Raw genomic sequence first — 20,837 nt, forward strand, 5'->3', positions numbered from 1 at the left:
GCTTAAGGGTTTCCTGCCGGCTTTTCGAAAATCCCGACGGTCTCCTCTCCAGAAAAGAACTCGTGATGCAGCGTATTGACTGCCGTCTCGACATCTTTCTCTTCAACCACAAAACCGACATTGATTTCAGAGGCGCCCTGCGAGATCATCCGGAGATTGACATCCCTGAGCGAACTGAAAATTCTTCCTGCAACGCCTTTCGACATCCGAAGATTATCCCCCACGACGCTGACGGTAGCCACACGGTGTTCGATATCGACCTGTCCAAGAGCCCCGAGCTCCTGGAGCAGCTCGTCGCTGAAGCTCTTGTCATCCAGGGTCACCGAAACTGAAACCTCACTCGAGGAGATCATTTCGATGGAGACACCGTGACGTGAGAAAGCGCCGAAAAGCTCGCTCATGAAACCGTAACGCCCCAGCATGCGGTTTGAACGGACATTGATGATGCACTGCCCTTTCTTGACGGCGATGGATTTGACAAGGCCCCCGTAGCTCATACCCGAAAGTCGTTCCGGGTCGTTGGTAATGAGCGTGCCTTTTGCATCGGGATGCCAGGTATTGAGCACCCAGACAGGAATATTCTTCTCGACGGCGGGAGCGATGGTATCGGGATGCAGCACTTTAGCGCCGAGATAGGCAAGCTCCGCAGCTTCGCTGAAGGTCATGATCCTGATACTGCGAGCTTCGGGAACAAGCCGCGGATCACAGGTCATGACGCCGTCAACATCGGTCCATATCTGTATGGCGTTGTCGTCGAGCCATGCACCGAAAAGCGCTGCGGAAAAATCGGATCCTCCCCTGCCGAGCGTGGTTGTCCGGCCCTGAAGTGTAGCTCCGATGTAGCCCTGGGTAACGACAATGGTTCCTGCCTCAAGCAGCGGTCTGATGATGGAGTCTGTCCTATCCTTGCAGATTTCAGCGAGCGGACGGGCAAAGCCGTGATTGTCGTCGGTAATCATCACCTTGCGGACATCGACCCATTGGGCATCATTGCCCTGCTCTTTGATGACCGCGGCAAAAACCGTGGTCGAAAGCAGCTCGCCGAATGAGCAGATCGAGTCTCTGGAACGTTCGGTAAGCTCCCCGACAATATCGATACCTCTGGCCAGCATTTCAAGCCGTGCGACATACTCTTCAACTCTGGCGGAAAGTTCCACTTTCAACTCCGGAGACTCTACCAGTTCATCTATGAGATCAGTGTGGTGCCGGCGAACCTCCCCGGCAAGTACCAGCGCTTCGTCAAGCGAGCCCAGGCCTGCAGAATCGGCAAGACGGACAAGCTTGTTGGTGATGCCGCTGCAGGCGCTGAGCACCACCAGTGGAGTCCCTTTCTTTTTTTCACGGACAACAAGATCGATTGCCTGCTGCATTGCCCGGGCGTTACCTACTGAGGTTCCGCCGAATTTCATAACCGCCATAAAAGCAACCGGTAAGGTTTCAGATTGTCTAATTGCAAGAGTTTCACTTATCTTGTATTACAGGTCAACAGGAGGGCAGAATCGCCTGCCTTCCCCCCGGAAAACTGCAAACGCTTTCCCCCATGAAAACAGGTAGCGGTTTGGTCTCTTTTTTTGCCGGCAAATCAGTCGTATCCGGACGAGCGGTGTCTGCACTGCTCATTTCTGCCATGCTTTCCGGCCTTGCGGGATGCAGCAGCATCTCAACCGGCTCACGCTACGATCCGGACTGCAAATATAGTTTAAAAAAGAGAAAAACACATATCTCGCGTATCGTGCCGGAGAGCCACCGACCGGTAACGGCAGAGCTTCCGGTGAAAGTTTCCGGCGAGTCGATCGAACGGCTTTTCAGTGCCGTAAGGGATAGGCTTGGAACCACTTACCGCTGGGGGGGCACCACGATTGACGGCTTCGACTGCTCGGGATTTGTCCAGTACCTTTATGAAGAGTCCTTTCAGCTCCGGATGCCGAGAACATCTTCCGACATGGCCTCGCTCGGCAGGGTTGTGCCCCGGAAAAAACTCAGGCAGGGCGACCTTGTGTTTTTCAGCAACGGCGGAAGAACCATCGACCATGTCGGCATTTACATGGGCGACAACCGTTTCGCCCATGTATCGACAAGCAGCGGTGTACGAATCGACCGGCTCGACTCCCGGTATTACGACAAGCGATATGCCTGCGCCACCCGCATCGTCAGCCGGGATTGAGCGCCGCCCGCACAATCGCGAGCAGCGCGCCATTCCACCTGGAAATTCCCTATATTGACGCCATTGAATCACTCTTGCAGTAAACCGGTTTCACTCTCTTACATCCCTATGCAGCCGTCAGGAACAAAAAACCACATCGAACTGTCGATAACGCTTCATCCTGCGCTTTTTGAACCCTATATCGCCATCCTCTCGGAGGAGGGCATCGAGTACTTTCTCGAAGAGGACGACCGGCTGCTCGCCTACCTTCCGGAATCCGAATGGAATGAGGCGAAAGAGCAGGCTGTACGCATCCTGCTCGAAAAGACCTTCGGCAGCGTCCCCCCCTACAAGGTCAACTTCATGGCCGACCGGAACTGGAATGCCGAGTGGGAGGCTCACCTGCAGCCGATCGAAATTTCCGACCGGTTCCTGATCGTGCAGAAAAACAAGGAGATCACTCCGAAGCAGGGGCAGATCGTCATAGAAATCAACCCGAAAATGTCGTTCGGTACCGGCTACCACGCCACAACCCGTCTCATGCTTCGCCAGATGGAAGCGCTCGATCTGAAAGAACGCAAAATCATGGACATCGGCACCGGAACCGGTGTGCTGGCCATTGCCGCGCGCAAGCTCGGAAACCGGCTGCCGATTCTGGCCTTCGACAACAACGCCTGGGCCGCTGAAAATGCCGTGGAAAATGCCGAAGAAAACCATGCGGCAGATATACGGATCGAACTGATCGACGCAGAGGAGGAACTGGTGGCGAACCTGCGCGAAGGGTACGATCTGATTCTGGCGAACATCAACAAGAATGTGATAGACAGGATTCTGCCGGTTATCCGGAACTACGCGCCGCAGGCTGAGGTGCTGCTGTCGGGAATACTCGTGTACGACGAGCCGTGGCTGAAAAAACTGCTGAAACGGCTCGGCTACACCAACATGAAAACCATCTACGAGGATGAGTGGCTCTCAAGCCTGGTGCATGCGGAAACCCCGGCGAAACGCTGAAACACGGATACCATGAAACGGGTTTCATGTATCGATATCGGCACCAATACCGCCCTGCTCCTGATCGCCGACCTTGTTCCGGAAAGCGGCACAATCATCCCTGTGCTGCACCGGCAGACCATTGTGCGGCTTGGGGAACAGGTTGACCAGCGTAAGCATATCGGCGGCGAAGCCCTCGGGCGCCTGGTCGCATGCCTCCGCGATTACCGTACCATCTCGGAAGAAGAGGGGACGCAAACCGTTATCGCGGCGGGAACAAGCGCCCTGAGGGATGCCGCAAACCGTGATGAGGTTATTGCGGCGGTTGCAAGAGAAGCAGGCATTGAGATCTCCTGTATTTCCGGCGAAGAAGAGGCTGAACTGACCTTTTTCGGCGCAGTGGCAGGCATGAACGATCTGCCGGAAACCTTCGCGGTGATCGACATCGGGGGCGGCAGCACGGAAATTTCCATGGGTTCGCTCGGCGGAGTCGAAGAGAGCGTGAGCATGGATATCGGTTCGGTTCGGCTTACCGAACGCTTTTTCAGTGCGCTCCCCCCTTCAGAGCACGAGCTGGAAGCCGCACGCATGGAGATCGACCGGGTGCTCTGCGCATCCGTTCTCCCTTTTTTCGCATCCAGAGAATCGGTTTACGGGGTTGCCGGAACCCTGACCACCATAGCTCAGGTCAGCCAGGGGCTGAAACATTTCGATGCCCTGAAGGTGCAGAACTACCCCCTCGGCTACGGCGAGGTCCACCTCCTGTTCGATCAGCTCCGCAACAGCACTCTGGAGGAGATCCTGGCACTGGGAATCCCCGAGGGGCGTGCCGATGTCATCACCATGGGCACCCTGATCCTGCTCCAGTTCATGCGCCTCCTGGGAGTCGGCCGGATACGGGTCAGCATTCAGGGGCTGCGTTTCGGTCTTGCACAGAAAGAACTGCTGCGCCTGCAGGAGATGGCTTGAGGGCGTAAACGCATATCGGTTCGCCATCACGGCCCCTTGTAAAAAAGAGATAGCAACGGTCGCTCTCCCTGAGCCTGAACTTGCTGCGTATCTCTTCCGGCTGGAGCGAAAAATCCCGCCGCTGAACAGCCGCGGCGGTAATTCCATGCCGCCTGAGAAAATCCCGGAAGCTTTTCGGCTTGTATCGCTCGACAGCCACAACATGGAATGCGCGTCCGGGAAAATCGGCTATAAACCCCTCAGCGGTAAGGAAATCGACGCTTCCGTTGACGAAAGCCAACCCGAGATCAAGAGCGAGTTTTTTCGTAAGACCGGCCTTGATGATTGCCGCATCAGGTTCGTAGAAAAAGGCCTGAACCGGCACGGCGCGCCCTCTCGGCTCCCCGCCGGTTCCCTTGATTTCGCGCAGGATCGACCCATCCTGCGCAAGCAGGACGGCAACCCGCTCTACGGCATGATCTTCCGGCCTGTTTCGATCGAGCAGCAGCAGCACCTCCCTGCACTCTCCTCCAACTGAAACTACACGGATTTCCGACAGTGCCGGCAGCTCCTCACGCAGCCTGCTCAGCTCGAGCGCCGGAGATGCCTTGATCATGACTCTCGACGCCTTGCAGAGCAGGAAGTCATGAACGGCGGTGACATCCGGACTTGCCGCCGAAAGGCCTACGGAGCGCCGCCCGCCCTCCCTTCGGGCGGGATCGACGAAAATCCAGTCGAAAAAACCGTCAGGAAACGAATCCAGCATGGCCAGGCTGTCGCCGCAGCGGGTATCAACGCCGGAAATCCCGATCTGACGAAAGTTATGGGCAGCAAGTTCCGCAAGCACGGTATCCCGCTCGCAATAGACGACCTCCCTGAACACCCGGGCAAAAAACATGGTATCGATACCGAGCCCGCCCGTCAGATCGATGAGGCGCTCACCATGCACAAGCGAAGCCTTGTAGGCCGCACTTGCCTCGCCTGAAGCCTGTTCGAGGGAAAGGGTAGTGTAGAGTATAGGAAAACGGGAAAGTTCCGGCAGTTTTTTCAGAGCCTTGCGGCGACAGGCCAGCTGTTCGGCAATCGCCCTGGCGGGAATGTCGGCGCACCCCTGAAAACGCAGGGCAAAGGCAGCCGGATCATCGGAAGCGTGCTCATCGAGCATGTCGAGATTTTCCGGCAGAAGCAGCCGGTGCAGTTCGTCGAGGGTCATTTCCCCGCTTTCCGGCAGTGCTCTTCGACGAGCTTGCGGCGGAGCACCTTGCCGACAGTGGATTTGGGAAGCGATTCGGTGAACTCCACATGCCGTGGTATCTTGTAGGCGGCAAGATCCCGGCGGCAGAAGTCGCAGAGGTCGGCGGCCGTAAGCTTTTCCCCTGAACGAAGCACGACCCAGGCCTTGACGGCCTCGACCTTGTACGAGTCTGGAACTCCGGCAACGCTCACCTCCTGCACGGCTGGGTGGCGGGCTATGACCTCCTCGACGTCACGCGGCCATACCTGGAATCCTCCGGGCTTGATGACGTCTTTTTTCCGGTCGACGATAAAAAGATAGCCGTCCTCGTCGAGATAGCCGAGATCGCCGGTATAGAGCCAGCCGTTCCTGAGCACCAGCGCAGTTTCCACAGGGTTCTGCCAGTACTCCCGCATAAGCTGCGGGGCCCGCATGATCACCTCTCCGACTTCATGCGCAGCGAGTTCATCCAGACCACTCTCCTGCTCGACGATGCGCACCTCGACATCCGGAACGGGAATACCCACCGATCCGGGCTTGTAGACGCCGAGAATAGGGGTGAAAGTTGATGCGAGAGTGGTTTCGGTAAGGCTGTAGGCGTCAATGATTCTTCCGCCTGTCAGTTCCTCGAAGCTCCGCTTTGTTTCAAGCATGAGAGGAGCTGCTCCCGATACGCTGAGTTTAAGGGATTTCATGATCCGGCTGTCCTTTCTGACCCTGGGATGATTGAGCAGGGCGGTGAAAAGCGTCGGAACTCCCGGCAGCACGGCAGGCTTCAGGGTCCTGATGATGTGCAGAAGGTCGTCGATGTCTCGCGGATTGGGAACCATTACAAGCGAATACCCGCCCATTATGGCGGCCGGCATGATGCCTGCCTGCCCATAGACGTGAAACATCGGCATGTTCAGAATAATGACATCTTTTCCTTCTTCAAGAATCACGCTGAACCACGACGCAATCTGCATTCCTGAAATAACCAGGCTCCGGTGTGTGCTGACCGCACACTTGGGGTTGCCGGTCGTCCCGCCGGAAAAGAGAAAGAGAGCCGGCGCGTCATGCCTTACCGGCATGGGTCGCGGTTCGGCGGAAGCGTGGCGACGAATAAGATCCTGCAGATAATAATCGCCTTTCTGCAGCACAATATGATGGCCATCCTTCTTTTCCTTCAGAAGGGTAAAGAGCACTTTTACCAGGGGAGGCAGATACTCCTTGATGTTTGTGGCGATCACCCTCTTGAGGCGGGTATCCGGTGCAACGACTTTGATCTTGCCGTAGAAGGAGGTCAGCACGATAATGGTTTCGGCACCGCACTCGTTGAGCGCATACACAAGTTCATTTTCAGTGTAAAGGGGATTGAGCGGGACGACAATAGCGCCGGTTTTCCAGACAGCGAGCTCACCGATGAGCATCTGCGGGGAATTGGGCATGAGCAGTGCCACCCGGTCGCCTGAAACAACCCCAAGCTCCAGGAGTGCCTCGGCAAGCGCATTGCTCTCCTGTTCGAGTGTACCGGCAGAGATGACCGATCCCTTGAAGAGCAATGCCTTTTGATCGGGACATTCGGCAGCCCTCCTGCGAAGCACATCGACGAGCGTATGTTCCGGATATGGCTCGAGTGTGTGGGGCACCCCCTTGTCGTAATGATGAATCCAGGGCCTGGAATTGTTCATTTCGGTTACTTCTTGGCGTTACTGAATTTGAGTACAATGAGACAGTTTACATTTCCGGCGGCGATAAATCAACGGATCCCGGCGGCACATTCCCGCACGACGTCGCATACGGCAGAGGTCAGGGTATCGAGCTCCGCCGTGCTGATAATGAAGGGGGGCATAAGATAGACCAGCCTGCCGAACGGTCTTACCCAGACCCCCCTTTCGACAAACATTTTCTGGATCGAACCCATATCGACGGGACGCTGCAGTTCGACAACCCCGATGGCGCCGAGCACTCGGACATCGGCAACCCCGGCATGCGCCCGGCAGGATTCGAGACCATTTTCAAGCTGCCGTTCGATGCGGCAAACCGCTTCCTGCCAGCCTGAGCCGAGAAGCAGCCTGATACTTGCGCCGGCTACCGCACAGGCAAGCGGATTGGCCATGAAAGTCGGCCCGTGCATGAACACCCCGGGATCGCCGGAACAGACCGTTTCGGCCACATGCGCTGTCGCAAGGGTGGCTGCAAGGGTCATGTATCCGCCGGTCAGGGCTTTGCCGACACACAGGATATCGGGCACAACCCCGGCATGCTCAAGTGCGAATAATTTCCCCGTACGTCCGAAGCCTGTCGCGATTTCGTCGAAAATCAGAAGAACGCCGTAATGGTCGCACAGCTCGCGAAGCCGCCGCAGATAGTGCGGAGAATAAAACCGCATGCCCCCCGCGCCCTGAACCACCGGTTCGATGATCACTGCGGCGAGATCGTCGGCATGCCGTTCGAGATTCAGGCGCATGTCCTCAATATACTCCTCGCTCCATGTATCGTGAAAACCGCACCGCGGAGCTTCGGCAAAATACTGCTCGGGAAGAAAACCCCTGAAAAGACGGTGCATGCCGGTTTCAGGATCACAGACCGACATGGCTCCGAAGGTATCGCCGTGATATCCCGATCGTACAGTCAGCATCCTTTTTTTCAGGGGTTTTCGCTGCGCCGCCCAGTACTGCAGCGCCATTTTCAGGGCGACCTCCACGGAAACCGAGCCCGAATCGGAAAAAAACACCCGGTCGAGCGGCTCGGGAACAAGCTCGACAAGCTGCCTGGCCAGATTGACAGCCGGCTCATGAGTAAAGCCGCCGAACATGACATGGCTCATGCTCTCGAGCTGATCGCGTACGGCCCGGTTGAGTTCGGGATGGTTGTAGCCGTGCACCGCCGACCACCATGAGGACATGCCGTCGACGAGCCTTCTGCCGTCGGCCAGCTCGATATATACGCCTCTGGCCCCTTTGACGGGATACACCGGAAGCGGATTGCTGAGCGAGGTGTAGGGATGCCAGATGTGGCTGCGGTCGAAACCGGAATCGATACTGTTCATACTTGTTTTCTCTGCGCTTTATTTCCCCTGCAGTAATCCCGAAAGTTCCGATGCCGTCACTTCAAGGCCGTTTTCATCGAGGGTTACAACCGGGGATGAAAGGCCGTACCGCTTCAGGAAGTGGCGGATGATCCCGACCGCATCGTCGGCGATGATGCGGTCGGCTTCCTGAAAGCGGTTGAACACGATGCCCCGGAGAGGGATGCCTCGTTTCAGGCATGCCTCGACGGCCAGAAGGGTGTGGTTGATGCTGCCTAACCGGGAAGAGGTGACCAGCAGGAGCGGATAACCGGCATCCCGGATATAGTCGGCAAGCAGCAGATCGGAGCTCAGAGGAACCAGGAGTCCCCCGGCACCTTCAAGCAGGACGATACTGTAGCGCTGCTGCAGGATGAAGGTCGAGCGCCTGATAGCCATAACGTCGACGGCCCTGTTTTCAAGCCTGGCGGCCAGATGGGGGGATGCCGGATAGGCAAACACGCAGGGAGAGGTAAGTCCCTGGAGGTCCTCTTCATTCAGCTCGCAGCCCATGAGGCGCCGGTGTTCGATAATGTCTTCGGCGATTCTGCCCGGGCATCCCGTCTGGACGAGTTTCTGGGTTATGACCGATGTGCCATGTGCAAGAAGCGCTCTGGCAAGCAGGCCGGTGGCAACGGTTTTGCCTGTTCCGGTATCGATTCCGGAAATTACGGTAACGGATCCTTTCATGGTTATTGCATTCTGAAACAGCAGTAAAGCGGTCTGTAGGTCAGGTAGACCCCTTCCCCACAGGAGTAAGCCTCCCGGTAGGCATGAAGAAACCGCAGGTAGCTCCCTTTCGTCCAGGATCGCCTCACCAGCCCGTTGACCCCGGTTTTCCGGATGTGGCGAAGCACCTCCCCCGGAGAGTCGAAGGCGATCCTCCGCTGCTCCTCCTTTGAAGCGAGAAGTTCGAAACAGCCCCCGGCAAGAGCGGCAATATCCTCAAGCGCAGGATAACACAGTCCGGTATGTTCGATGCTGGCGATCTCCCGCATGTTGAGCGGACTGAAGGTGCTGAAGGCGAGTATGCCGCCGGGTTTCAGGCAGCGGGACATCTTCCGGAAAAAACCTTCAAGGTCCGACAGCCACTGGACGGTTGCGTTCGAGGCCACAAGATCGAGCCCGCCCGGCAGCTCCTCGAGGTTCTCGATATCTCCGGGAAGAAAGTCAAAGTGCAGGGGCCGGTGACGGAGGGTTTCAAAAGCGATATACCCGCGGCTCTCTGCTACAAGATCGTTGGCTATGTAGGTTTCGACCCTGCAGCGCTCAAGCAGCGCAGCCGTCAGAGCCCCCGTACCCGCTCCGACTTCCAGCACCCGTCCGAAGCTGCGGCCGGGCGCGGTGGCACAGATCATATCGGCCAGTACCATGGCCATCTCCAGCTGCACGACGGCATGCTCGCGGTAGGAACCAAGCGCTTTTGCGAACCGCTCCCTGACAAGCTGTTTGTCTATGCCCTGCTGCATTCGAGCACCTCATCAAGGCCTGAAAGATGAAAAAACGGATAGTGCGGCATATCGGCAATCACCGTCTGCGGATAACCCTTCCATGCGGCGAACTGCCGGGATGCTGGAAAGATCATATCCCTGCCTCCAATGATGACATGGTCGTACCGGAACCCTTCCGGCCCATAGCCGGACTGCAGCCTCCGGGAGAATGCGGCAAGTTCCTCCTGCTGGCAAGCCGATAGCCGTTCGGGCTGTACCGAAAGGAAGTGCTCCAGAGCCTCCCCGCCGCCGCACATCCTGCGGTTGAACCGAAGCCGGTTTGCGTCGTTGTAGGTATCGAGCGTAGCCTGAAACACCTCGGGATCGATACCTGACTCGCGATCGACCGGCGAAAGCGTGCCGTTCACGGCCACGGCATGCGATACGGGAGGAAGCTGCGCATGTGCCGCCGACCAGACGCCGAAAGACCATGCTACAACGGTACGCTTCCGGTAAGCGCGAAGGGCATCGCAGGTTGCTGCGTCGATCTCCCCGGAGCGGTAGTCATGGAAAGCAAGAAGGTCATATGCAGGATCGGAGGAATACTGCCCCGAAAGATGGTCGGCGATACGCCGGTCCATTCCCCAGCCGGAAAAGAAGAGCACTACCTCGCCGGCTCCCTGCCGGATGATCCAGTCGGTAATCATGCCGTCCCCGCCTTTATGAGATCGGGAATATACTCGACATCGTCCCACTGCAGGTTCGCCCTGAGAGAAAACCGGATTCTCGCACGGTTTTCAGGGACGGTAGGAGGCCGGACAGCCATTCCAAGCACACCCGCGCAGCGCAGCTTTTCGGCGAGGTTGAGCGCGCTTTCGTTGCTGCCGGTAATGACCGGCACGATATGGCTCTCACCCGGCACCTCGAATCCCGCATCCGCAAGCCTCCCGCGCAGCATGGCCGCGATACGCTGCAGATGTATCCTCTCCCCCTGCATGTCCGTCTGCTTCCTGAGGGTCATGAGGCTCCAGGCAAGTATCGCCGGAGGCAATGCCGTCGTGAAGATAAACGGGCGCATTGTGTTGACGAGGTAATCGCGAAGAACGGCATCCATCACGGCGTACGCCCCTGTCGAAGCGAATGCTTTGCCGAAAGTGCCGATAATGATGTCGATGCCGGAAACGGTTCCTGTCGCCTCGCACAGGCCAAGACCCCTCTGGCCGAACACCCCGGCCCCATGAGCTTCATCGACAATCAGCACCGCTCCGTACCGTTTTTTCAGATCCACGAGCTTCCGAAGGTCTGCAAGATCGCCATCCATGCTGAACACCGATTCGGTCACGATGAAGACGTGACGGTAGCGGCCATGCGCTCCGGCAAGCAGCTCTTCAATATGGCTTGTATCGTTGTGACGGTAACGCAGGTGCGCAGCTCCGGAAATACCGGTGCCGTCGATGATGCTTGCATGGTTGAGCCTGTCTGAAAGGATCAGGTCGCCGCGTCCGGCGAGGGCCGGAAGAATGCCGACATTGGCATGATAGCCGCTGTTGAAGACAAGGGCGGCCTCTCTGCCGTAAAGCCGCTCAAGTTCACGCTCGAGCTGCTCGTACCAGTGATGGTTCCCGGTCAGGAGACGGGAAGAGGAACTGGTCATGGCATACCCGCCTTCCCTGCAGGCCTTGCTGTAGGCATCGCGAAGAAAACGGTCTTCACCGAGACCGAGATAGTCGTTCGAGGAAAGGTTGAGGCGGGACTCTCCTGCGACATAGATATACTTCCCGCTCCGCTCTCCGATATCGGGAAGCGTGCGGAGACGGTTATCACGACGAAGCGCATCGAGCCTGTCGCTGATGAATGCATGAAACGCCATGACTACTGCAACTCCCTGCCGAACTGTGCCAGCTGGTCGATGAAGGCCCTGTCGGAGGCGGTATCCCGGCCTCTCGTGGTGAGATAGCCTCCGGTAAGCAGGCCGTTTGCGCCCGAAAGCATGAGCAGGCCCTGAAAATCCTTCATGACGCTCTCCCTTCCTGCGGCGAACTTGATGATCTTTCCGGGGTGCACCAGCCGGCAGATCGCAAAGGTCTTGACTATATCGGCAAGATCTGCCGTACGGCTTCCCTCGAGCGGCGTGCCCTCGATCGGTACCAGAACGTTAAGGGGAATAACCGAAACATCGAGTTCGGCGAGCACATAGATCATTTCAAGACGTTCGGCCATGCTCTCTCCGACACCGAGAATACCACCGCAACAGACCGGAATGCCGTGCCTGCGCAGCAGCCGCACCGTTTCGATCCGCTCGTCTACCGTATGGGTATCCGAAATGAGAGCGCCGTATCTCGACGGCGCCACCTGGATATTGATATTGTAATGCGCAATGCCGTGCGCGGCAAGCGCAGCAGCGGTCTCCTCGCCGAGCACGCCGATCGAGGCGCAGACATTCAGCCCCGGAAGTTCACGGTGCAGAAGGTCGATCATGCCGAGAATCCGGAGAAACTCAGGCGTCATCTTCAGGTAGCCGTACCCGCTGGTTACAATGCCGAAATGCTCTATGCCCTGGGCAAACGTTTCCGCGGCCTGCCGCAGCACGGCCTCCTCGTCGGCCAGGCTGTAAACCTCAATGGTCGCGCTGTTGTGGCGGGACTGGGCGCAGAAGCGGCAGTTTTCGCCGCACTCGCCCGATTTTGCGTTCATGATGGAACAGGCATGCACCGATCGGGCATCCGGAGCGTAACGGAGCCTCACCTTGTGCGCAAGAGAGGCGAGATCGAGCACTGCGTCGCCCGGCAGTGCGGCAAGCCTCGATGCCGTTTGACGCTCAAGCGGTTCCCCGGTATCGAAAACACGGTACGCATCGGCAACTGCGGGATGGATAACTGCGGTCATAAGCGGTAGCGATTCATAAATGGGTATAGGTATTCCGGAGCGAAGCCTCCCCGGAGGAGATGTTCAGCCGAGAACCATCTTCTGTCTGCAGCACGAGCTCCCCGCCGCAGGCGATACCGCAAACCTTTCCGGCAACCTGCCGGGAAAACTGGTCGACAATCACGTCCATCCCCTGCAGCAGGGAGTAGCGCTCAAGATAGGGAAGAATAAAACCGAGATCATCCTCTTCCTGCCATTGAAGATAGAGATCTTCGAAGCGGTTCAGCGCCCCTGCAAGCAGTTCCGATCGGCTGACACCGGCCCCTGTCTCAAGCCGAAGCGAGGTCGCTTTCTCCTGAAGCTCCTCGGGAAAAGACTCCTGATTGACATTGATGCCGATACCGACGACCACGAAATGCGTCAGTCCCGGCTCCGACTGCATTTCGCAGAGCACACCGCAGAGCTTCCTGCCGCCACAGAGAATGTCGTTAGGCCATTTGATGCCGGCATTGATGGAGGGAAAAGCCGCACAGAGCGCCCGATGAATGGCTGCTGCGGCAAGCAGGGTGATCTGGGGAATACGCAGCGAGGCGACCGAAGGGCGAAGAATAAGGGAAAAGTAAAGATTCCTGCCAGCGGGAGAAATCCAGCTCCTGCCCAGGCGACCCCGGCCCGCGCTCTGGGTGTCGGCAGCAACCACTGTACCTTCGGGAGCGCCCTCGGCGGCAAGCTTTTTTGCGAGAAGATTGGTCGATGCTGTCTCCTTGTGGTAGTGAAAAACGCGACCTGCTGCCCTGGTCGTAAGAAAAAGAGCCACCTCGCCGCCATCAGGAGCACCGGAAAGAGCAATCAGCCGGTACCCCGAACCGGTTACCGCTTCAATGCGGCAGCCTGCGTCCCGAAGACGGCAGATATGCTTCCAGACCGCGCTTCTCGATATTCCGAACTCCCCGGAGAGATCCTCTCCCGAAAGGTAGGTGCGGGCAGTATGCAGACGGGAAAGAATCCTGAAGGCAAGATCGTTCATGAAGCGGAGCGCAAAAGCATGTTAGTGTAACGAACGGACAGACTGTCAACCGGAATTTAGACTATGGTTGACAACTATCCAACAGGAAAAGCCCCTGAAAAACGGGCATTTTTGTTCCCTGCAGCGCTACGTCCCCATTGTGGCAAGCCTGGCTCGCTCATATTCCTTGCGGTAGCTCTCCAGCCCCATGAAAATTCTGTATGCGATTTTCGTCTGCTCCTGACGGTCTCTCAGGATTTTTTCCTCTTCAGGATTGGAAAGATAACCCGCCTCAACAAGTATGCTCGGCATCGATGGCGTCCACAGCACCATAAATCCAGCCTGGCGAACCCCCCTGCCATTGGTGCTGTTCGGACGGTCGATACGGTTCTGCACTTCGAGAGCCAGATCGGTAGACTGTTTGGCGAAGGCGCTCTGCGCCATACTGCTCATGATGAGGTACTCGGCCGTGAATCCCTTGTATCGCTCCTTGTAATCGACCTCTTTGGTGATAACCGAATTTTCCAGCATGGCGACCGAAAGTGCAGCCTTGCTTTTATGCGGCCCGAGAATATAGACTTCCGAACCTTTCACCGTTCTCTTGTTGTTCGCGTTACAGTGCAGGCTGACAAAAAGCTTGCCGCCGTTCCTGTTGGCTATTTTTCCCCGTTCATGCAGAGGAATGAACCGGTCCTCCTTTCTGGTATAGACCACCCTGACATCAGGCCACTTCTGGGTGATCAGGGTTCCGAGATCACGGACGATATTGAGCACGACATCCTTCTCTCTGGTTCCCCGGCCTCCTATCGCTCCGGGGTCATGCCCTCCGTGCCCTGCATCGAGCACAATGGTGTTGAGCTTCCATTTCTCGATATCGCTGTTGAGGACTTTGGCGATCTGCAGCTCTTTTTCTTTCTGCCGGATGCCCTTGACATCCGCCTCGCTCATAACATATACCAGATAGCGGTTGTTTTTCTCGTCACGCTGAAAATCAACGGTTTTGATCCTGTACCCCTGATTGTCGAGAGCGAGTGCGAAGCGAAGCCCCCCTTCCGTGGAACCATCCGGCGTTACCGACTTGACGAGACCGCCACTGAACAGCTTTGTCAGGGCATCGACGTTACAGGATGCGTTCTTAAAGGTGAGGTAGGCTCGGCCGGTTTCATCGGGCTTTGTCAATGCGGTTTTGACCGCTGTTCCCGCTGCGCTGAAAATGATAACCGCTCCGTTCGCCTTGTTTTCGACATTGACCCCCTTGATGACGGTACCCGGTTCGGATGGAATTTTACGCCCGTCAATATCGGCGACAGTCTCTCCCGGTCTGGTCACCCCCACAAAGCCGACTGAGTCACCAAACCTTGTTCCCGAAAGCCAGGCTGTCATGATGCCCGAAGAGTAATCGTATACGATATCCTTGTCGAGCCAGAGCGTAAAAAGTCGGCATGCATGCCGAACGGGAAGAAAGAGCTTGCCGTCCATGATAAGCGGGGCGGACTGCAGCTGTACGACCCGTTTCATGCGCTGGGAATCCCTGGGCACGATCAGCGCAAAATTGTTGTCGGTTCGCAGTTGGCAACTGCTTCCGGGTGCGTTGTCGGTTTCCTCCAGAAGCAGCACACCCGACTCCTGACGGGAACTGAGCCGGAGGGCCCGTGCAAACGATTCGAGATCGATCAGCAGGGCACTGTCGGTTCTGATCGCAAGAACCTTGATCGTATAACCCTGCTCACTACCACTGGTAACCCTGAGTGGAACCGTTGTCTCCTCTGAACGGGTAAAGGATGAGGCGCCCTCTGCCCCGAGGGGAAAAAAAGCCACGATCATCATAAGCAGAGCCGCAATACGCGCCATGGTTCGCAAAGAAAATGGTATCATGAGTATCTGAGCTTGTTAGCGGGACGGTAACGAAATAAATAATAACATATAATTGCATTCTTTCCGATATTGTCCCCGCTTCGTGTTTCCTGAGTATCCGGCCCGGGTTCCCGGAAATTTGTTTTTTGGCAGGCAACACCTATCTTTTTTCAATTTTCCAGGGTACCGCCCTGCTTTTTATCAGTTGTGCGGCGCCTTCATGATAACATCCTTACTGCAAGGATCCTTCAATGGCATCAAAATCAGAAGCACTTTCGGCCAAAAACAGAACCCTTATAGTCGTCGAGTCCCCATCAAAGGCAAAAACCATCAACAAGTATCTGGGCGACCGCTATACGGTTTTCGCGTCTGTGGGACACATCAAGGATCTGCCGAAACGGGAGATAGGCCTTGATTTCGATCATCACTACGAACCCCGCTATGAGATAATAGCCGGAAAGGAAAAAGTTGTCCGGCAACTGAAAAAACTTGCCGGAGAAGCAGATTCGGTACTGATCGCCACTGACCCTGACAGAGAAGGGGAGGCTATTGCCTGGCATATTTCCAACGAAATCGAAGCTGCCCGGAAACCGGTCTTCCGTGTACTGTTCAACGAAATCACCAAGAACGCCATTCTGGCCGCCATAAACGAACCCCGCCAGATCGATTATCGCCTGGTGCGCTCCCAGCAGACCCGCCAGGGGCTGGACAAGATCGTCGGCTACAAAATCAGTCCGTTCCTCTGGAATGTCGTACTTCGAGGACTTTCGGCAGGCCGGGTGCAATCGGTTGCCCTCAGGCTTATCTGTGAAAGGGAAGAGGAGATCAACCGGTTCGAAATTCAGGAGTACTGGACGGTTTCGGCAGACTTTGCAACCCCGAAGGGGGAAACGTTCAGGGCCAAACTGGTCAAGGTTGACGGCAGCAAACCAGAACTCTCCAGTCAGGAGCAGTCCGAAGCCACTGCGGCCCTTGTCAGAAACCGGCTTTACGCCGTCAGCGATATTACTGCCAAAAACCAGCAACGCAAAGCTCCGCTGCCCTTTACCACCTCACTTCTTCAGCAGGCCGCATCGAACCAGCTCGGATTCGGTTCACAGAAAACCATGCGGCTGGCCCAGCAACTTTATGAAGGCATCGAACTTGGAAGCGAAGGCGCAACCGGCCTGATTACCTACATGCGTACCGATTCGACCCGCATCGGCTCCGAAGCTGTTGCCGAAGCACATAACTATATCCGCAACGTTTTCGGCTCCGAATATACCGGTTACGGCGCTTCGGCGAAGTCCTCGAAAAACGCTCAGGACGCCCATGAAGCCATCAGACCGACCTCGATCATGAGAAAGCCTGAAGCGATGAAGCCCTATCTCGGCAGCGATCAGTACCGTCTCTACGAGCTTATCTGGAAGCGGTTTCTGGCCGCCATGATGGCTCCGGCAAAAATCGAGCAGACGAAGGTCGACGTCGAGGATCACGAAGGCCGGTTTGTGTTCAGGGCGAACGGAAGCCGCGTACTTTTTCCCGGATTCATGCGGGTGTACGACGACCAGCAGGAGCTCGATTACGAAGCCCGTACCTCGACCAAAGAGGATGTCGAAAAAGAACAGACCGTCAAGCTTCCTGAAACGCTTGTCGAAAAGGAGAACCTGAATCTGGCCGAAGTGGACCAGAGACAGAGCTTTACCCGCCCTCCTGCCAGATACAGTGAGGCAACCCTGGTGAAAGATCTCGACAACTACGGGATCGGACGCCCATCGACCTACGCATCGATTTTCTCCACACTGCAGGACCGACGGTATGTTGAGCTGCAGAAAAAGAAAATCGCACCGACCGAACTGGGCAAGGATGTCTCGCAGATACTTGTGGCCAATTTCCCGGACATCTTCAATATCCGCTTCACCGCCTTCATGGAGGACGAACTTGACAAGGTGGCTGCAGGAGATGACGAATACGAACAGGTACTCGACAGCTTCTACCGGCCTCTGGAAACCGCCCTCAGCCAGAGGAAAAACGATCCGCTCATTCCTCAGAACACGAATGCGGAAACCTGCGACAAGTGCGGAGAGGGCCGCATGATCATCAAGTGGACGGCAAGCGGAAAATTTCTGGGCTGCTCGCGTTATCCCAAATGCAAGAACATCAAGCCGATCAGCTCGACAAAGGCAAAACCGAAGGAGACCGGCATCAAGTGCCCCACCTGCAGCGACGGGCAGATGCTCCTGCGCGACGGGCGGCTCGGCCCTTTCCTTGCCTGTTCCGGCTATCCCAAATGCAACACCCTGCTCAACCTCAGCAAGCAGCGTCATATCGAACCGATGAAAACTCCTCCGCTTCAGACCGACCTCTCCTGTCCGAAATGCGGCGCACCGCTTTATCTGAGAAGCGGAAAGCGGGGGCTGTGGCTGGGGTGCTCGAAATTCCCCAAATGCCGGGGTCGTCTGGCATGGAACTCACTTGATCCCTCCGTTCAGGAGAAGTGGGAAGCGGCCATGGCTGAGCACCGCAAAGCCCATCCGGACGTCGTGCTGACCATGACCGACGGCCGGCCGGCGCCCATGAACATGCCGGTTGAAGACATCATCATGCGTGCGGAGGAGGCCGGTCTTGTAACCCCCGCAGCGGAGGAGAGCGTCGGCGTCACAGCATGACGAGAGCCAGCCTGTAGGTAACGAAGGAGAGCAGCCATGCCAGAACAAGCACATAGGCGGAATAAAGCAGCACCGGCCTCCACTCTCCGATCTCTTTCTTCATGACGCCAACGGCCGCAACGCAGGGGATGTAGAGCAGCACAAACACCATCAGGCTGAGCGCTGTAGCCCTGCTGAAGGATGGATCGTTTTTCAGGATCGTGGCCAGTTCTGCCGAAGATTCATCGGTCTGGCCAAGTGCATAGATGGTGCCCATCGTTGAAACCACCACCTCCTTTGCGGCAAGCCCCGTAACAAGAGCGATACCGATTCTCCAGTCGAAGCCGATAGGCTTGATGACCGGCTCGATCACCTTGCCCACCCTTCCCGCAAACGAGTGCTGAAGCTGAAGCGACTGCGCCCGGTATTCGAGCGATTCGGTTTCGGCTTTTTTATCCACCGCACTCAAGGGGCTCTCCTCGATGCGGGAGGCCTCGGATGCAGCCCACCTGTCGATTTCCTCGCTGTGCGGGTAGTTGCTGACCGCCCAGATGATCAAGACCGCAGCAAGAATCAGGGTGCCTGCCTTCCTGACATACATCATTGCCTTTATTTTTGCCTGAAAAAGAACCGAGTGCAGGGTCGGCCATCGGTAGGGAGGAAGCTCCATCACAAAAGGCTCGGAATCACATTTCAGCACGGTAGACTTCAGCAGTTTCGCGCTCAGGAGGGCCACGACGACACCGAGCAGATAGACGGCGAACATCACATTGGCGGCAACATCCGGTGGGAAAAATGCACCGGCAAGCAGCACATAGACCGGAAGTTTCGCGCCACAGCTCATGAAGGGAATAATCAGAATCGTCGCAAGGCGGTCGGTCGGGCTTTTGAGCGTCCGTGTGGCCATTATTGCCGGAATCGAACAACCGAAACCGGTGATCATGGGAATGAACGACTTGCCATGCAGCCCGAACCGGTGCATGACCTTGTCGATGACAAATGCCGCCCTTGCCATATAGCCCGAAGCTTCGAGAAAGGAGAGCCCGATAAACAGCAGAACGATATTGGGCAGAAAAACCAGCACCCCCCCCACTCCGGCAATGATGCCGTCAATAACGATGGATCGAAGCGTACTGTTGACGAGCAACGGCTCTATGGCACCGGAAAGAGCCGCAAAGAGGGTTTCGAGCATATCCATGAGCGGAGAGCCGAGCGTGAAGGTGATCTGAAAAATCGCCCAAACAACAAAAAGGAAAACCGGCAGACCCAGCAGCCGGTTCAGCACGACCATATCGATATAGTCGGTCGCCGTTGATTTGCGCTCCTCCGGAAAGCGCACACACTCTTTCATGGCCCCGCGGATAAACGCATGGCGGTCTTCGGTAATGAGCATTTCCGGATCCGAATCATACAGCTTCGCAGCCTCCCTCATCGCCTCCTGCAGGGAAAGTTCTACCTTGACCCAAACCGGGTACTGCTGAACCCGATGGTAGACTTCACGGTCGCTTTCGAGCAGTTTGATGGCCAGCCAGCGGGTATCGGCCGACTGGAGATCCTTCTCGCGCCGCAGTATGCCGGCTATTTCGTCAACCGCCTCTTCGATTACCGGCCTGAAAGAGAGCTTGTTTTTCCGAATCTCGATATCTTTTTCATAGACCCGGACAATGTGGGCAAGCAGCGGATCGATACCGGTTCTCTTCTTTGCCGATGTCGGCACGATGTGACAGCCGAGAAGGCGCTGAAGCTGCTTTACATCAATCGAAATCCCCTTCTCCTCAACCTCGTCGATCATGTTGAGGGCGGCAAGGAAATCGATGTTCATCTCCATGAGCTGGGTGGTGAGAAGAAGATTCCGCTCAAGATTCGGACCTTCGAGCACATTGACCACCACATCAGGCCGTTCATCGATCAGATAGTTTCGGGTAACGATCTCTTCAGGCGAGTAGGGTGTCAGCGAATAGGTGCCCGGCAGGTCGACAAACCGTATGCGGTAGGAGCCGTAATCGAGGTACCCTTCGTGTTTTTCTATGGTGACGCCGGAAAAGTTGCCGACTTTCTGGTGCGAGCCGGTCAGCACGTTGAAGAGCGATGATTTCCCGCAGTTCGGATTACCCGCAAGGGCTACGCTGATCTCTTTTCTTTCGGTCACAGGGCTTCCCCGCAGCAGGAGCGGCCCTCTTTATCACAGGACATGGGCATGCCGTCACCGGCATAGCCGATCTTGTGAACCGAAATACCTTCAGCTTCGCTTTTTCTCAGGCTCAGGTACATACCCTTGAAAAAAATTTCCATGGGATCGCCAAACGGAGCGACCCGAAGCACCTTGAAGCGGGTGCCCTTTATCAAACCCATATCGAGAATCCGCCGGCGAACCGCATGTTCCGCCTTTACCGAGGTCACTTCGGCCTTGTCGCCGACCTTCAACTCCGACATTTTCATATACATTCTCCCCACTGAACAAGATGACAAATCATTTAACTGGATTGAATGTAAATAACTGCAGCGGAACCATAAAAATTCTTTTCACTTATTTTATTTTCTCTGCCGCGCAGCTGAAGTGGACCCCATTGAGCAGACAAAAAAAGGTCAAGTTTAAGGTGGTAACCCACCGGTTGGTTATGCAGCTTCTTGTTGCTGCCCTGTAGTCTCCGATGACCCTTCGGAGGCACTTTTTTGAGAGAACTTGTCAAC

General features: G+C 56.3%; 18 protein-coding genes. 4 read left to right on the top strand and 14 right to left on the bottom strand.

The genetic code is table 11. The features are described from left to right. Window positions 1–2 precede the first annotated feature (2 nt). Entirely contained in the window at window positions 3–1,418 is a 1,416-nt protein-coding gene (gene lysC, locus K9G39_RS09405; RefSeq protein WP_292004665.1) for a lysine-sensitive aspartokinase 3, read from the bottom strand. Between the two features lie 122 nt (window positions 1,419–1,540). Here lysC and K9G39_RS09410 point away from each other — a divergent pair, with 122 nt between their 5' ends. The 3 genes from K9G39_RS09410 (at window position 1,541) to K9G39_RS09420 (ending at window position 4,102) form a co-directional block, all read left to right on the top strand. Continuing rightward, window positions 1,541–2,164 carry an NlpC/P60 family protein gene (locus tag K9G39_RS09410; RefSeq protein ID WP_292004666.1) on the top strand — a complete coding sequence of 208 codons (624 nt, stop codon included), beginning with the start codon at window positions 1,541–1,543 and terminating at the stop codon, window positions 2,162–2,164. 108 nt (window positions 2,165–2,272) lie between these two features. Beyond that, window positions 2,273–3,154 carry a 50S ribosomal protein L11 methyltransferase gene (prmA, locus tag K9G39_RS09415; protein WP_292004667.1) on the top strand — a complete coding sequence of 294 codons (882 nt, stop codon included), beginning with the start codon at window positions 2,273–2,275 and terminating at the stop codon, window positions 3,152–3,154. A gap of 12 nt (window positions 3,155–3,166) precedes the next feature. Next, on the top strand, window positions 3,167–4,102 hold the full coding sequence (locus tag K9G39_RS09420) for a Ppx/GppA phosphatase family protein (RefSeq protein ID WP_292004668.1): 936 nt from the start codon (window positions 3,167–3,169) through the stop codon (window positions 4,100–4,102). Here K9G39_RS09420 and K9G39_RS09425 read toward each other — a convergent pair. The 10 genes from K9G39_RS09425 to K9G39_RS09470 all read right to left on the bottom strand — a co-directional run bounded on the left by K9G39_RS09425 (window position 4,035) and on the right by K9G39_RS09470 (window position 15,540). Continuing rightward, window positions 4,035–5,294: a hypothetical protein gene (locus tag K9G39_RS09425; protein ID WP_292004669.1), complete on the bottom strand. Its 1,260-nt coding sequence runs from the start codon at window positions 5,292–5,294 to the stop codon at window positions 4,035–4,037. The genes K9G39_RS09420 and K9G39_RS09425 overlap by 68 nt on opposite strands. After that, window positions 5,291–6,985 (bottom strand): AMP-binding protein, encoded by a 1,695-nt coding sequence (locus K9G39_RS09430; protein WP_292004670.1) that lies wholly within the window; start codon window positions 6,983–6,985, stop codon window positions 5,291–5,293. Before K9G39_RS09430 ends, K9G39_RS09425 begins: the two co-directional genes overlap by 4 nt. Before the next feature lie 68 nt (window positions 6,986–7,053). Beyond that, the gene (gene bioA, locus K9G39_RS09435) at window positions 7,054–8,346 is read right to left on the bottom strand and encodes an adenosylmethionine--8-amino-7-oxononanoate transaminase (protein ID WP_292004671.1); all 1,293 of its coding nucleotides are present in this window, start codon (window positions 8,344–8,346) and stop codon (window positions 7,054–7,056) included. An 18-nt stretch (window positions 8,347–8,364) separates the two neighbouring features. Beyond that, window positions 8,365–9,054, bottom strand: coding sequence for a dethiobiotin synthase (gene bioD / locus K9G39_RS09440; RefSeq protein WP_292004672.1), 690 nt, complete (start codon window positions 9,052–9,054; stop codon window positions 8,365–8,367). A 2-nt stretch (window positions 9,055–9,056) separates the two neighbouring features. Beyond that, complete coding sequence (gene bioC, locus K9G39_RS09445) at window positions 9,057–9,833, bottom strand: malonyl-ACP O-methyltransferase BioC (protein WP_292004673.1); 777 nt, start codon at window positions 9,831–9,833, stop codon at window positions 9,057–9,059. Continuing rightward, a complete protein-coding gene (locus K9G39_RS09450; RefSeq protein WP_292004674.1) occupies window positions 9,818–10,501 on the bottom strand; it encodes a pimeloyl-ACP methyl esterase BioG family protein in 684 nt (227 codons plus the stop codon). Before K9G39_RS09450 ends, bioC begins: the two co-directional genes overlap by 16 nt. Next, entirely contained in the window at window positions 10,498–11,664 is a 1,167-nt protein-coding gene (locus K9G39_RS09455) for an 8-amino-7-oxononanoate synthase (RefSeq protein ID WP_292004675.1), read from the bottom strand. The genes K9G39_RS09450 and K9G39_RS09455 overlap by 4 nt, the downstream gene beginning before the upstream one ends. 2 nt (window positions 11,665–11,666) lie before the next feature. Then, complete coding sequence (gene bioB, locus K9G39_RS09460; protein WP_292004676.1) at window positions 11,667–12,680, bottom strand: biotin synthase BioB; 1,014 nt, start codon at window positions 12,678–12,680, stop codon at window positions 11,667–11,669. Between the two features lie 13 nt (window positions 12,681–12,693). After that, on the bottom strand, window positions 12,694–13,686 hold the full coding sequence (locus K9G39_RS09465; RefSeq protein ID WP_292004677.1) for a biotin--[acetyl-CoA-carboxylase] ligase: 993 nt from the start codon (window positions 13,684–13,686) through the stop codon (window positions 12,694–12,696). 126 nt (window positions 13,687–13,812) lie between these two features. Further along, window positions 13,813–15,540 carry an N-acetylmuramoyl-L-alanine amidase gene (locus tag K9G39_RS09470; RefSeq protein WP_292004678.1) on the bottom strand — a complete coding sequence of 576 codons (1,728 nt, stop codon included), beginning with the start codon at window positions 15,538–15,540 and terminating at the stop codon, window positions 13,813–13,815. A gap of 230 nt (window positions 15,541–15,770) precedes the next feature. Here K9G39_RS09470 and topA point away from each other — a divergent pair, with 230 nt between their 5' ends. Beyond that, window positions 15,771–18,167, top strand: coding sequence for a type I DNA topoisomerase (topA, locus tag K9G39_RS09475; RefSeq protein ID WP_292004679.1), 2,397 nt, complete (start codon window positions 15,771–15,773; stop codon window positions 18,165–18,167). Here the strand turns inward: topA and feoB are convergent. The 3 genes from feoB to K9G39_RS09490 form a co-directional block, all read right to left on the bottom strand. Next, a complete protein-coding gene (feoB, locus tag K9G39_RS09480) occupies window positions 18,157–20,295 on the bottom strand; it encodes a ferrous iron transport protein B (protein WP_292004680.1) in 2,139 nt (712 codons plus the stop codon). The genes topA and feoB overlap by 11 nt on opposite strands. Further along, on the bottom strand, window positions 20,292–20,585 hold the full coding sequence (locus K9G39_RS09485; protein ID WP_292004685.1) for a FeoA family protein: 294 nt from the start codon (window positions 20,583–20,585) through the stop codon (window positions 20,292–20,294). Before K9G39_RS09485 ends, feoB begins: the two co-directional genes overlap by 4 nt. A gap of 35 nt (window positions 20,586–20,620) precedes the next feature. Beyond that, window positions 20,621–20,837, bottom strand: a 217-nt coding sequence (locus K9G39_RS09490; protein WP_292004681.1) for a hypothetical protein, incomplete at its 5' end; no start/stop codon positions are given.

It is taken from the genome of Chlorobium sp., assembly GCF_021740465.1.
Taxonomy (GTDB): domain Bacteria; phylum Bacteroidota; class Chlorobiia; order Chlorobiales; family Chlorobiaceae; genus Chlorobium.